The sequence below is a fragment of the Maritimibacter sp. UBA3975 genome (genome assembly GCF_002384975.1).
Lineage (GTDB): Bacteria > Pseudomonadota > Alphaproteobacteria > Rhodobacterales > Rhodobacteraceae > Maritimibacter.
Map to the genome: position 1 here is coordinate 342,110 of NZ_DGCP01000012.1, position 13,376 is coordinate 355,485.

General features: G+C 65.0%; 14 protein-coding genes. 8 read left to right on the plus strand and 6 right to left on the minus strand.

Annotation, left to right across the window (positions count from 1 at the left end):
* Positions 1-71: 71 nt before the first annotated feature.
* Both B2585_RS15555 and B2585_RS15560 read right to left on the minus strand, forming a co-directional pair.
* The gene (locus B2585_RS15555) at positions 72-809 is read right to left on the minus strand and encodes a Bax inhibitor-1/YccA family protein (RefSeq protein WP_292024855.1); all 738 of its coding nucleotides are present in this window, start codon (positions 807-809) and stop codon (positions 72-74) included.
* Between the two features lie 116 nt (positions 810-925).
* Positions 926-1,138, minus strand: coding sequence for a DUF1127 domain-containing protein (locus B2585_RS15560; RefSeq protein ID WP_292024856.1), 213 nt, complete (start codon positions 1,136-1,138; stop codon positions 926-928).
* Positions 1,139-1,254: 116 nt separating this feature from the next.
* Here B2585_RS15560 and B2585_RS15565 point away from each other — a divergent pair, with 116 nt between their 5' ends.
* A complete protein-coding gene (locus B2585_RS15565) occupies positions 1,255-2,172 on the plus strand; it encodes a LysR family transcriptional regulator (RefSeq protein ID WP_292024857.1) in 918 nt (305 codons plus the stop codon).
* On the opposite strand, the gene B2585_RS15570 is transcribed toward B2585_RS15565, so the two are convergent.
* Entirely contained in the window at positions 2,109-3,077 is a 969-nt protein-coding gene (locus tag B2585_RS15570; protein WP_292024858.1) for an NADPH:quinone oxidoreductase family protein, read from the minus strand. The genes B2585_RS15565 and B2585_RS15570 overlap by 64 nt on opposite strands.
* A 361-nt stretch (positions 3,078-3,438) precedes the next feature.
* Between B2585_RS15570 and B2585_RS15575 the strand changes: the two genes are divergently transcribed.
* The 7 genes from B2585_RS15575 (at position 3,439) to B2585_RS15605 (ending at position 8,798) form a co-directional block, all read left to right on the plus strand.
* Positions 3,439-3,807 (plus strand): helix-turn-helix domain-containing protein, encoded by a 369-nt coding sequence (locus B2585_RS15575; protein ID WP_292024859.1) that lies wholly within the window; start codon positions 3,439-3,441, stop codon positions 3,805-3,807.
* 66 nt (positions 3,808-3,873) lie between these two features.
* Positions 3,874-4,674 carry a histidinol-phosphatase gene (gene hisN / locus B2585_RS15580; RefSeq protein ID WP_292024999.1) on the plus strand — a complete coding sequence of 267 codons (801 nt, stop codon included), beginning with the start codon at positions 3,874-3,876 and terminating at the stop codon, positions 4,672-4,674.
* On the plus strand, positions 4,671-6,005 hold the full coding sequence (locus B2585_RS15585; protein WP_292024860.1) for an 8-oxoguanine deaminase: 1,335 nt from the start codon (positions 4,671-4,673) through the stop codon (positions 6,003-6,005). Before hisN ends, B2585_RS15585 begins: the two co-directional genes overlap by 4 nt.
* Before the next feature lie 80 nt (positions 6,006-6,085).
* Positions 6,086-6,703, plus strand: coding sequence for a VOC family protein (locus B2585_RS15590; RefSeq protein WP_292024861.1), 618 nt, complete (start codon positions 6,086-6,088; stop codon positions 6,701-6,703).
* A gap of 46 nt (positions 6,704-6,749) precedes the next feature.
* Positions 6,750-7,430, plus strand: a complete 681-nt coding sequence (locus B2585_RS15595; RefSeq protein WP_292024862.1) for a molecular chaperone DjiA — start codon at positions 6,750-6,752, stop codon at positions 7,428-7,430.
* Positions 7,430-8,461 carry an endonuclease/exonuclease/phosphatase family protein gene (locus B2585_RS15600; RefSeq protein WP_292024863.1) on the plus strand — a complete coding sequence of 344 codons (1,032 nt, stop codon included), beginning with the start codon at positions 7,430-7,432 and terminating at the stop codon, positions 8,459-8,461. The genes B2585_RS15595 and B2585_RS15600 overlap by 1 nt, the downstream gene beginning before the upstream one ends.
* Before the next feature lie 37 nt (positions 8,462-8,498).
* Complete coding sequence (locus B2585_RS15605) at positions 8,499-8,798, plus strand: AAA+ family ATPase (protein WP_292024864.1); 300 nt, start codon at positions 8,499-8,501, stop codon at positions 8,796-8,798.
* Between the two features lie 4 nt (positions 8,799-8,802).
* Here B2585_RS15605 and B2585_RS15610 read toward each other — a convergent pair whose 3' ends face one another.
* From B2585_RS15610 to B2585_RS15620, 3 genes are all read right to left on the minus strand, one after another.
* Positions 8,803-10,338, minus strand: coding sequence for a Ppx/GppA family phosphatase (locus tag B2585_RS15610; RefSeq protein WP_292024865.1), 1,536 nt, complete (start codon positions 10,336-10,338; stop codon positions 8,803-8,805).
* A gap of 127 nt (positions 10,339-10,465) precedes the next feature.
* Positions 10,466-12,652, minus strand: coding sequence for an RNA degradosome polyphosphate kinase (locus B2585_RS15615; protein ID WP_292024866.1), 2,187 nt, complete (start codon positions 12,650-12,652; stop codon positions 10,466-10,468).
* A 39-nt stretch (positions 12,653-12,691) separates the two neighbouring features.
* Positions 12,692-13,375 (minus strand): DnaA ATPase domain-containing protein, encoded by a 684-nt coding sequence (locus B2585_RS15620; RefSeq protein ID WP_292024867.1) that lies wholly within the window; start codon positions 13,373-13,375, stop codon positions 12,692-12,694.
* Between the last annotated feature and the right edge of the window lies 1 nt (position 13,376).

Consider the following 13,376-nt stretch of genomic DNA (forward strand, 5'->3'; position numbering starts at 1 on the left):
GGGCAACAATGGTCAAAGAAAAGGGCCGGCCCCGAAGGACCGGCCCCAAGGCCGTCAGACCTGCGTCATCGTCACTCGCGGTTGCCGAGGAACTGAAGCAGGAACATAAACAGGTTCACGAAGTCGAGGTACAGGTTCAGCGCACCGATGATGGCGGACTTCGCCAGCCATTCGCTGTCCATCGCGTGGGCGTGCTGGATGTACTCGTTCTTGAGCTTCTGGGTGTCGTAGGCGGTGAGGCCCGCGAAGATCAGCACGCCGATCGCCGAGATCGCGAAGTGAATCGCGGGCGAGGCGAGGAAGATGTTCACGATCGACGCGATGATCAGACCGATCAGGCCCATGATCAGGAACGACCCCCAAGCCGAGATGTCCTTCTTCGTGGTGTAGCCCCAGAGGCTGAGGCCAGCAAAGGAGATCGCGGTGATGAGGAAGGTTTGCGCGATCGAGAAGCCCGTGAAGGCCATGAAGATCCAGCTGATCGACAAACCCATCACCGCCGCGAAGGCGTAGAAGTAGAGTTGTGCGCCAGCTGCGGATAGTTTGTTGATCGCCGCGCCGAAGGCGAAGACCATCACCAGCGGCAGGAACATCACGATCCAGCCAAAGATGTTCGGCGACAGTGTCACCGGGTCGCGCAGAAGCGACTGGAGCGGTTCGGCCGTGCCGAATGCCCAGGCAACGCCCGCGGTCACCAACAGACCCACGGACATCGTCGCGTAGATCTTGTTCATATGGGCGCGAAGGCCCTCGTCGACTTGTGCCGCGCGGGCACCTGCACCGGCGCGGACCGTTCTTTGTTCAGCCATATGCTGCCTCCATGAAGCCAATCCCTGTGGGATACACCCACACTTGGACCAGATATTGGCGAGCGGGCCGGGTTTTTCAAGGATTTCCGGGGGCATGAGGCCCCCGAAACGATGACTTACCGGTGATGACGGCTCGATAGCTCCCAAAACGGGCGCCTGCTCTCGGACCAGGCATCGCGCCGCGACAGCCCAATATCTTCCAGCAGATGGTCATCGAGCCGGGCCAGGGCGCGGCGTTCGCGGCGGGCCGAGATCGCAGCGCCGAGCGTGTCCAGAGCCGAAAAACGGCCGCGGCGGGTGCGGGGAATATGGCGGGACGCGGCGAACATGGCGTTTCTCCAAATGTGATGTGTTTTGCACGATTGATTACGATGCTTGATATATGCTGCAATCTGGTGGATTATGAAAACGAATGATTTTGAAGTCTTGCATCAAGGATTGTGATATGGCCCGGAACCTCGATCTCACCGCCCTGCGCGCCTTCGTCACCGTGGCTGACGTGGGGGGCGTGACGCGCGCGGCGGGTCTGCTTCATCTGTCGCAGTCCGCCGTGTCCATGCAGCTCAAGCGGCTGGAGGAGGGGATTGGCCAGTCCCTTTTCGACCGAAGCGGGCGCTCCATCGAACTGACAGGGGAGGGGGAACAGCTCCTCTCCTATGCACGCCGGATGCTGGAGCTGAACGACCAGGTGCTGGGCAAGCTCACCGACAGCGGGCTCGAGGGCGAAATCACGCTGGGCGTGCCCCATGACATCGTGCTGCCCGCACTTCCCCCGGTCCTGCAACGCTTCAACGCTGAGTTTCCGCGCATGAAGATCACGTTGATTTCCTCCTTTACGCGGGCGCTGAAGCAGGAATTCGTGCGGGGGGCGTGCGACGTGATCCTGACGACCGAGCAGGACGGGGAGGGGAACGGCGAAACGCTGTGCCACCTGCCACTCACCTGGGTCGGGGCGCCGAACGGCAAGGCGTGGAAGCAGCGGCCCCTGCGGCTCGCCTTCGAAGAACGGTGCAAATTCCGCCCGGGCGTTCAAGCGGCATTGGACGAGGCGGGCATTCCCTGGGAAATGGCCGTGACCAGCGACATGAGCCGCACCATCGACGCGAGCGTCGTGGCCGACCTCGCCGTTCATGCCCGGCTCGCCGGTACGCAGATGGACCCGCTGGAGCCGATCGAGCACGGCGGATCGCTCCCGGACCTGCCCGTGAACAACGTCAATCTCTATGTGGCGGAAAGCTGTCGTGGAGAAGCGCCCGAGGCGCTCCTCCACATGTTGCGTCAGGCTTATTCCGGGCTGGCTCAGCCGCGCCCGGTGGTGACCACGACCTTGCCGGTGGACTTCCGCGAGCGCAGAAGCTCGTAAGCCTCGCCCGCCTGTTCCAGCGGCAGCGCACTGCTTACATGCGGCTTGAGCTTGCCCTGGTCGTACCAGTCCAGCAGCGTCGCCATGCTGTTGCGCAGAACCTCGGGCTTGAAGCGGTTATAGCCGCCCCAGTAATAGCCCATGATGTTGATGTTCTTGACCAGCAGGTGATTGGCCGGGATCTGAGGGATGTCGCCCGAGGCGAAGCCCACGATCAGGATGCGCGCCTCCGGGTTGCAGGCCCGCAGCGCCGCCTTGAACTGCTCGCCGCCCACGGGGTCATAAACCACGTCGGCCCCGCCTGCGGCTTTCACCGCTTCGCGCAGGTCGTCCGATTCGCTGTCGATCAGGTGATCCGCCCCAGCCTCTTTGCAAACTGCGAGTTTTTCCTTGCCGCGCGCACAGGCGATCACGGTCGCCCCCATGAGCTTGCCGATCTGGATCGCGGTCATGCCGACGCCCCCGGCCGCCCCGAGGACGAGGAGGTTCTCGCCCGGCTTCAGCCCGGCGCGATAGTCGAGGCCGACGTGGGAGGTGCCATAGGCCACCTGAAACGCCGCCGCATCGGTGAACGTCATCGAATCGGGGATTTCGAGCGCCTTGGCCGCCGGGAAAGTCCCGAAATCGGCCAGCCCGCCCGAGCCTCCGCCGACGATGACCCGCGTGCCCGGTGCCGGCCCATCGGTGTCCGGCCCCAGCGCACGCACGGTGCCCGCGACCTCCATTCCCAGTGTGAACGGGAGTTCGGGCTTCTCCTGATACTGGCCCTTGGCCATCAGCAGGTCGCCGAAATTCAACCCACAGGCGGCTACTTCCAGCAACAATTCGCCGTTTCCGGGAGTGGGTTCCTTTGTTTCTACTAACTCCGGGTTAGTCTCATATGATATAACTTGATAAGCGCGCATGCCGTCCTCCTTTGGTGCAAGGCTATCCATCAGTCCGGCCGAAGGCGACAACGACGCTGCGTGATCATGGGATCGGGACCCGCGGGTCCCACAGTTGGGAGTGGGACGCATAGCGACCAAAACGCGTGCAGGCAGCCTTGCTGGCCGCTGATTTTGCATTTTGCAATACACGCATAAGGCGAAAAGTTTTGGATCAAGGTGGAATGCCGTCCCACGCGGTAATGGGGTAAATAATTCTCTAAGTATCTGTAATTTAAGCGTAAAGCTGCATGAAAACCGTTTGGCCAAAAAGACAGGTTGTGGTTGAACGGAAACTGTCGCTCACTATTGATAGTGCGCGCGTGTTTGGGAGACGATTTCGATGAAACATCCGGTGGATGTGCATGTAGGAAAGCGGGTACGTCACCGTCGCTGGATGGTGGGTATGACGCAACAACAACTGGCCGAGAAGGTCGGGATCAAGTTTCAGCAGATCCAGAAGTACGAAACCGGGATGAACCGGGTGTCGGCTTCTCGTCTGTGGGACATTTCCGACGCTCTGTCCGTGCCAGTGAGCTTTTTCTTCGAAGGGCTCGAAGGCGGGGTCGACGACGGCGTGGAACACGCGCTGCCCGACGACATTCTCGCCGACAAGGAGGCGTTGGAACTGGTGCGCAGCTACTATGCCATCCCGGAAAACCAGCGTCGCCGGCTGTTCGAACTCGCACGGGTTCTCTCCGACGCAGCCTGACCGCTTGACGGATGCAGGACATGTGACTACCGCCGAAGGGGTTCCTCCTTCGGTGAAAGCCCCGTGATCTCTGAAGACCTTCATACAGACCTCATCGCCACGGCGGACGCCATGGCCGACGCTGCCCGGGCCGCGATCCTGCCGTGGTTCCGCTCTGCGGGACTCGCCTCCGACAACAAACTGACTGAAGGTTTCGATCCGGTGACCGAAGCCGACCGCGCCGCCGAACGCGCCATGCGCGCTGTCCTGGCCGAGCGGCGGCCGGATGACGCGATCCTTGGCGAAGAATACGGGCGCCAGGCGGGGACCAGCGGCCTGATCTGGGTGCTGGACCCGATCGACGGCACCCGCGCCTTCATCTCGGGCACACCCACATGGGGTGTGCTGATCGCGGTTGGCGACGCGGATGGCCCGCGCTACGGCGTGATCGACCAGCCCTATATCGGCGAGCGTTTCGCGGGCGGGTTCGGACGCGCCACGATGACCGGTCCGCACGGCACACGGTCGCTCGCCACGCGCCGGACCGAAAACCTTTCTGCGGCGACGATCTTCACCACCTTTCCCGAGGTCGGGACCAAGGCCGAAGGCGCGGCGTTCCACGACCTTGCCGCCCGCTGCAAGCTCACCCGCTACGGAATGGATTGCTACGCCTACGCGCTGCTCGCCGCCGGACAGGTGGACCTCGTGGTCGAGGCGGGGCTCAATGCCTACGACATTCAAGCGCCCATCGCCGTGATCGAAGCAGCGGGCGGCATCGTCACCGACTGGACCGGCGCTCCGGTACATGACGGCGGGCGGGCAGTGGCCGCCGCGACACCGGCACTCCACGCTGCTGCGCTCGACATCCTATCCGGGGTCATGGGATGACCGACATCACCATTCGCAACGTCCGCACCGTCCTGACGATGGATGATGGCGGGACAGAAATGTCCGATTGCGACATTCGTATCGCCGACGGAATGATCGCCGAGGTCGGCCCGTCCCTCATCCCCGCGGGTGAGATCGTGGAGGCGACCGGATGCCTTGTCACCCCGGGTCTCGTGAACACCCACCACCACCTCTACCAGTCGCTCACCCGCGCCGTGCCGGGCGGACAGGACGCGCTGCTCTTCGGCTGGCTCAAGGCGCTCTACCCGATCTGGGCGCGCTTCGGGCCTGAAGAGATGCGCGTCTCGGCCCTAACCGGGCTCGCGGAACTCGCGCTGTCCGGCTGCACGCTGACCTCCGACCACCTCTACCTGTTTCCCAATGGCTCCCGCCTCGACGACACGATCGAAGCGGCGCAGGAGATCGGGATGCGCTTTCACCCGACACGTGGCGCCATGTCCATCGGCGAAAGCGCCGGTGGCTTGCCACCCGACAGCCTTGTGGAGCGTGAGGCCGATATCCTTGCCGACTGTATCCTCGTGATCGACGCGCATCACGACGCGACCGAGGGCGCGATGGTCCGGGTCGGGGTCGCCCCCTGCTCGCCCTTCTCGGTGAGCCGCGAGTTGATGCGCGACGCAGCACTCCTTGCCCGCGACAAGGGCGTCATGCTGCACACCCACCTCGCCGAGAACGACGAAGATGTCGCCTACAGCCAGGAAAAGTTCGGCTGCCGCCCCGGTCAGTATGCCGAAGATCTGGGCTGGACAGGCGACGACGTGTGGCACGCCCATTGCGTGAAACTGGATGGGGCCGAGATCGACCTTTTTGCCCGCTCGAAAACCGGGGTCGCTCACTGCCCCTGCTCCAACTGCCGGCTCGGCTCCGGCATCGCCCCGGTTCGCGCCATGCGGGACGCAGGGGTGAAGGTCGGGCTGGGCGTCGATGGCTCCGCCTCCAACGACGCAGGCAACCTCGTGGCCGAGGCGCGCCAGGCCATGCTCCTTCAGCGGGTCGCCCACGGCGCCGACAAGATGTCGGCCCGCGAGGCGCTGCGCATCGCGACGCGGGGCGGGGCCGAGGTGCTCGGGCGCCACGATTGCGGGCAGATCGCGGTCGGAAAGCGCGCCGACATCGCGATCTGGGATCTTGCCGGCATCGAAAGCGCGGGGAGCTGGGATCCGGCCGCGCTCCTGCTCGCCGGCCCCACACGGGTCAAGCATCTCTTCGTCGAGGGGCGGCAAGTCGTGCGCGACGGGCAGGTGACGACCATCGACCTGGCGCGCGTGATCTCGACGCAGAACCGCCTCGCCGCTGCGCTCGCATCCTAAGTTACCGTAAAGTTACTTTCCGCAGATACCATTTTCGTTTCCCCTTACGTCATGCAATAGTGCTGCGCGGGAGAAATGGGATGATCAGCGCGAATTTGGATCACCTCGTGGTCACGGCGGCCACGCTGGCAAGCGGGGTGGAGCTTGTCGAGACGACGCTCGGGCAACCGATGGACGGCGGCGGCGATCATGTGGCGATGGGTACGCACAACCGGCTCATGTCGATGGGCCCCGAAGATTATCTCGAGGTCATCGCGGTCAACCCGGACGCCACCTCGCCGGGCCGTCCCCGCTTCTTCGATCTGGACAGCCGCACGGGGGCCGCAGCGCTGACCAATTGGGTGCTCCGCGTGGACGACCTGGCCGGGGCGCTGGACCTCGCCCCGCCGGGCACCGGCGAAGGCGTGGCGCTCTCGCGCGGTCCCTATGCCTGGCGCATGGCGGTCCCGGCGGACGGCAAGCTCCCCTTCGACGGCCTGTTCCCCAGCCTCATCCAGTGGGACAGTCCGCACCCCGCCCCGGCGATCCCGGACGGCGGCGCGCGGCTCGTGTCCCTGACGCTCTCGCATCCCGAGGCGGACGCGCTCGCCGCCGCTCTGGAGCCGCTGTTTTCCGACGCCCGCGTGACGGTCGAAGAGGGGCCCGTGAGCCTTACCGCGCGCATCCGGTCTGCGGGTGCGGAAGTGACGCTTACCTGAGCTTTCGCCCTGTCGTCGTTACGTTATCTCTGATTAACTGCCCCCCATGTCGATCTGGACCCGCATCACCGACGCGTTGTCCGCGCTGACCTCGGGCGAGAGCCTGTCCGAGGTCTTCTCGCGTCTGCGCACGCCGCCCGAACGGTCCGCCGGTTTCGCCATTGCCGTCATCGCCCTCGGGGCCAAGATGGCCAAGGCGGACGGGCTGGTGACGCGCAACGAAGTGTCCGCCTTTCGCGAGGTCTTCACCATCCCGCCGAGCGAGGAACCCAATGCCGCGCGCATCTTCAACCTCGCCCGGCAGGACGTGGCGGGGTTCGAGCAATATGCCGAGCGGATCGCCTCCATGTATGGCCGTGCCGACCCGGCGCTGTGCGACCTGATGGAGGGGCTGTTCCACATCGCGATGGCCGACGGACAGTACCACCCGAACGAGGACATCTTTCTGTCCCGCGTCGCTGACATCTTCGGTATCGACGGCAATCGCTTCCGGTCGCTTCGCGCGCGGTTCGTGCCGGGCGCCGAGCCCAATCCTTACGAAGTGCTTGGCGTTTCGCCCGACATGCCGCTCCCCGAAATCCGCAAGGCCTGGCGGGCCGAGGTGCGCGCGGCCCACCCCGATCAGCTCATCGCGCGCGGTGTGCCGGAAGAGGCCGTCAAGCTCGCCGAGAAACAGCTCATCGCCGTCAACCGCGCCTGGGAAGAAATCAGCGAAAGCCGCGCCTGATGGTCCGCATCGCGACGTACAATGTGGAATGGTTCGACGGGCTGTTCGACGACGAAGGCGCGCTGTTGGAGGATGGCGGCTGGTCCGGTCGCTACGACGTGACGCGGGCGGATCAGCTTACCGCGCTGGGCATCGTCTTTACCGCGCTGGACGCGGACGCAGTGATGGTGATCGAGGCCCCGGACGATAACCGGACCCGCTCCACCGTGCGCGCGCTTGAGAATTTCGCCCGCGCCTATGGCCTGCGGGCGCGCAAGGCGCTCTTGGGGTTTCGCAACGACACGCAGCAGGAAATTGCGCTGCTTTACAACCCCGACGTCTTTGATGCTGTGCATGAGCCGTGGGGCGAGGAAACGGGCAAGAAAGGCACGCGGGATGCGCCGCGCTTTGACGGCGTGTTTCGCTTCGACCTCGACGTGGATGCCTCCCCCGACCTCGTGCGCTGGTCCAAGCCGCCGCTGGAAGCCTGCCTGACCCTGCGCGAAACCGGGCGCGATGTTCACCTGATCGGCGTCCACGCCAAGTCCAAGGCTCCCCACGGCGCGACCGACGCGCAGGAGGTCATGCGGCTCGCCATCGAGAACCGGCGCAAGCAGATGGCCCAGTGCATCTGGCTGCGACAGCGCGTGAACGACCACCTCGACCGGGGCGACAGCCTGATCGTGCTTGGCGATTTCAACGACGGTCCGGGGCTCGACGAATATGAAAAGCTCTTCGGGCGCTCCGGGGTCGAGATCGTGTTGGGCGAAACCGGGCAGACCGAGCTTTACGACCCCCACGCCCGCCTCGCCGTGTCGCGCCGGGTGGGGGCGATGCCGGTCACCGCACGGTTCTGGATTCACTCGGAAAAACGCTATCTTCAGGCACTTCTCGACTACATCATGGTCTCGCCCGACCTGATGGAGCCACGCCCGGACTGGCGCATCTGGCACCCGTTCGACGACCCGGTCTGCTACGAGACGCCCGAGTTGCGCGAGGCGCTGCTGACGGCCTCCGATCACTTCCCGGTTACGCTCGACATCGACCTGTGATCTTGGCAGGGGGCCGCCTGCGCCCCATATTCAGGGCATGACACGGATTCTGCCCCTTACCATCGCCGCCCTCCTTCTGGCCGCGCCCGTCGCCGCTCAGGAGGACGAGAGCAACCCCCAGCTTCGCGAGGGGGCCGAGATGATGTCCGAGGCGTTCCGCCTCCTGCTCGACGGCCTGTCGAAGGAGGTCGAGCCGCTGACCGAGGCTTGGCGCGACATGCTCAAGGATCTCGAAGAACTGCCGGAATACGAAAAGCCCGAGATGCTGCCGAACGGTGACATCATCATCCGGCGCAAGGTGCCGCTCGAAGAGGCCCCGGAAGGCACGGACATCTGACCGGTCAGGTCGCGATCTTCACGAAGCCCTCGCCGCCAAGCGCCTGCGCGAGGCTCTGAAAGCGCGCCTCGGCCACTTCACCGAAAAGCCCCGCCGCATCCGCCTCGATCTTGAGGAAAAGCTCCTTGCGCTTTGGTCGCCAGGCGAGCGCCGCCTTCTTGTGCGGCTCGTCCACCGCGAACATCGCGCCAAAGCGCATGGCCTTGCCGACCATCTCGGCCTTGGCGATCAGTTTTTCGTCGAGGATACCGAAGGTCCGGTCGAAGCGGTTATTCTCCCGGCTGTTCTTGTAGCGATGCAGCAGCGACAGGCCGAGGAACACCCGTTCCTCGTGGGTCAGCCCGCCGAGGTTGGCGCGGGTCACGTTGTCGAAACAGACCTCGTGCCGGTAATCCGGGTGCGCGCGCCACGTCACGTCGTGGAGCAGGCAGGCGGCTTTGACCAGACGCCGCCGGTGCGACGGCTCATTCGCGACCAGCGGCCGGATGAAGGCATAGAGCGACTTGCCGAACCCCGGCATCCGCGCGTCCTTCATCTCGGAAAACCGGCAGGCTTCGATCAGCGGGTCGCGCTGGCGCAGCCGGTCGGGCATCTGCTCATAGAGCAGCCCTTCGCGAATCCCGTAGGACGACACCGCGATCTCCTTGGGGTGGAACGTGCGGATCAGCCGTTTGAGCACCTCGGCAGCGGTCGGGACCAGCGCCATCCGCGTCGATGACGTGCCGGTGTGGCTGCGCACCTCGTCCAGGTCCGTCTTTCCCACCCATTTGAGCGTCGTGGCCAGCGCCTTGGGCGACATGCGGTATTCGTGCAGGACGGTCAGCGGGTAGTCGCGGCGATACATATCGAGCCGCGCGATGGCCCGCCAGGACCCGCCGACGAGGTAGAGCCGCTTGTGCTCGGTCCCCATTTCTTCCGCCAGTTCCGCGAGGACGGCGGTGATATGCTTGCGCATCGCCTTCTTGCCGCCCTTCACGCCTTCAAGCTTGAGCGGGCCCAGACCCGACGAGACGCGCTTTCCGACCTGTCCATCCTTGATGACGGCGAGCTCCATCGACGAGCCGCCGATATCGCACATCAGCCCGTCGGCATCCGGCCAGCCCAGAAGCACACCCTGACCCGACAGACGCGCCTCTTCACGCCCGTCGATGACATGCATGTGCAGGCCGGTTTCGCGCAGCACGTCCTCGCGAAACTCCGGCCCGTCCTCGGCATCGCGGACGGCGGCGGTCGCCACGGCTGTCAGGGGGGCGAGCTTCATCCCCTTCGCCAGAAGCTGGAATCGTTTGAGCGCCTTCAGCGCGCGGTCCCGGCCCTCGGGGTTCAGCCGGCCCGACTGGTTGATGCCGGCGCCAAGGCCGCACATGATCTTTTCGTTGTAGAAATAGGCGGGCGAGCGGGCCGCGCCGTCGAAAACGACGAGGCGGACTGAGTTGGACCCGATATCCACCACGCCGACCCGGCTCAGATCCCGCGCGGCCGGGTCCTTGAACAGCGGCCGTCCGAAGGGTTCCCAGTTTCGATCCTCGGTGCCGTCCATGCGTCACTCCCGGTGGCCTCGCCCGGTTATGGACCGTGGCAAGGCGGTGCGGCAACCCCGATCTGGTCGCTGCCGATACGTTTCACGGGGTCAATCGCCTCGGCGCGCGGATGTTCCCGCCTTGGCCTCAGTCGTGGCTGTGGGCCAGTTCAGGCACATCGGCCGCCCCCGCACTTCCCCGGCCCGAAAGCGACGGATACTCCATGAAGAACCGGTGGCAGTTGAACGGCGTGTCGTTGGCGCTCAGGTCCGGGCGCAGGAAGCTGCCGTCCGGCTGCATCACCCAGCTTTGCGCCACGTCGTGCATGTTTGCCGCCATCACCTGGCTCACGATCTGGGCCTTCACGGTGGGGTTCGTCGTCTCCACCAGCGTCTCGACCCGCCGGTTCAGGTTGCGGCCCATCCAGTCGGCTGACGACAGGAAGACCCGGCATTTCTTGGAGGGGAGGCCGTGGCCGTTGCCGAAGCACACGATCCGGCTGTGTTCGAGGAACCGGCCCACGATGGATTTCACGCGGATGTTCTCGGACAGTCCCTTGATGCCGGGCCGCAGTCCGCAGATGCCCCGCACCACGAGGCTGATCTTCACGCCCTTCTGGCTGGCCCGGTAGAGCGCGTCGATGACGTCCTCTTCGATGATCGAGTTCATCTTGGCCCAGATTTCGGCGGGCTTGCCCGCCTCGGCATAATCGGCCTCGGCGTCGATCATCTCGATCAGCTTGGATTTGAGCGTGAGCGGCGAAATCGCCAGTTTCTCGAGTTTTTCGGGCTGTGCATACCCCGACAGGTAGTTGAACACCCGCGTCGCGTCGCGTCCGAGCGCGTCGTCGCAGGTGAACAGGCTCAGGTCGGTGTAGATGCGCGCGGTGATCGGGTGATAGTTGCCCGTGCCGAAATGGGTATAGGTGACGAGGTCGTCGCCCTCGCGCCGCACCACGGTCGAGATCTTGGCATGAGTCTTGTAGTTCATGAAGCCATAGACGACATGCGCCCCGGCCCGCTCCAGCCGTCGCGACTGCCGGATGTTGGCGGCCTCGTCGAACCGGGCCTTGAGCTCGACCAGCGCGGTCACCGACTTGCCGGCCTCCGCTGCCTCGCACAGCGCCGACACGATCGGGCTGTCGCGTGAGGTGCGGTAGAGCGTCTGTTTGATCGCCACCACGTCCGGGTCGAGCGCGGCCTGTTCGAGGAACCGCACCACCATGTCGAAGGTCTCGTAAGGGTGGTGGAGCAGCATGTCCTTCTGCCGGATCGCCGCGAACATATCGCCGTCGTGGTCCTGTACCCGCTCCGGGATGCGCGGCGTGAACGAGGTCCAGAGCAGGTCGGGCCGGTCGTCGGTGACCAGTTCGGACAGGTCCGAGATGCCGATAAGCCCGTCGACCTCGACCACCTCTTCATCCGTGACGTGAAGCTCGCGCTTGATGAGGGTAAGCAATTCGGGCGGTGCGTCCGCAGAGACCTTCATGCGCACCACCTCGCCCCGGCGGCGGCGTTTGAGCGCGGTCTCAAACTCACGCACAAGATCTTCGGCTTCATCCTCGACCTCAAGGTCGCTGTCCCGCAATACGCGAAAAGCACAATGTCCCTTGGTCACATAGCCCGGAAACAGGCTTGTGAGGTTGAGAAGCAGCAATTCCTCGAGCGGGAGGTAGCGCATCGACCCGTCCCGGTCCGGAAGCCGGATGAAGCGGTCGATCTGGTGCGGGATCGGCAGGAGCGCGCGCAGCTTGCGCTTGTCGCCCTTGCGCTCCAGTTGCAGCGCCAGCGCGAAACCGGTGTTCGGGATGAACGGAAACGGATGCGCCGGGTCGATGGCGAGCGGCGAGAGCACCGGAAAGACGCGGCGCAGGAAAACGCCTTCGAGGAAGGTATGGTCGGTTTCGTCCAGCGCCTCGCGCGTGCAGATCGAAATGCCCGTGGCCGCCATGTCGCGGGCCAGCTCGTTGAAGACCTCCTGTTGGCGCGACATCAGCGCGCGCGCATCAGCGTTGATCTTGACCAGTTGTTCGGCGGGCGACAGGCCATCGGCGCCCGGCGCGGTATGCCCGTTGTTGGCAAGTTCGCGCAGGCCCGCGACGCGCACGGTGTAGAATTCGTCGAGGTTCGAGGCCGAGATCGACAGGAACCGCAGCCGCTCCAGCAGCGGAACGCGCAGATTTTCCGCCTCTTGCAGCACGCGCCAGTTGAAGCCAAGCCAGCTCAGCTCGCGATTGAAGAAACGCTTGGGCCCGTCGAAATCGGTCGGGTCGAGTGTCACGGGTTCTGGAAACGCCGTCTCAAGGAAATCGGCGTCGATATGGGTCTGGGTCATATGCGGGGTATCGGGCACGTTCGTAACCTTTCTATGACGTTATGACCCCTCACCGCCTTCACTGTCCAGAAGCCGCGCCGCCAGCGCGCGGGTCACGTCACGCTTCTCGGCAAGGGCCAGCGCATCGAGCCGCATCACGAAATCCTGCGCGGCGGCGAGCGACCGGGGCAGACGCGGCGCGAGATAGGCGATCAGGTTCGGCGCCACCGCGATCTGCCGGTCGTCGAAAAGTTTGACCAGCACCGCCGAGATCAGCGCGTCATCGGGTGGGCTAAGGGCGACCATCGGCGTGCCCTCGATCCGGCTGGCAAGGTCGGGCAGGTCCAGCCCCCAGCGCGACGGGGCCGCGCGCGAGGTGAAGAGGACTGCGCCACCCTCGGCCAGCACGAGGTTGTGCAGGTGGAACAGCGCCGCCTCGGCCTCATCATCCCCCGCGACCCGGTCCGCATCCTCCACCGCGACCGAGCGCCCGGCAAGCGCGGCTGTTTCGGTGTCGGGCAGGGCAGAGGCGGGAACGATCTCGGCCCCCGACAGGGTCGCCCAGACCTCCACAAGGTGGCTCTTGCCCGACCCGTCCGGGCCGGTCAGCACCATCTTGCGTCCGGGCCAGTCCTTCCACCGTTCCACCGCGGCCAGCGCCACGGCGTTTGACTCGGCGATGAAGAAATCCCCCCGGTCCCGCGACGTGCGCACGGGAAGATCGAACGTCAGTTGTTCGGCCATG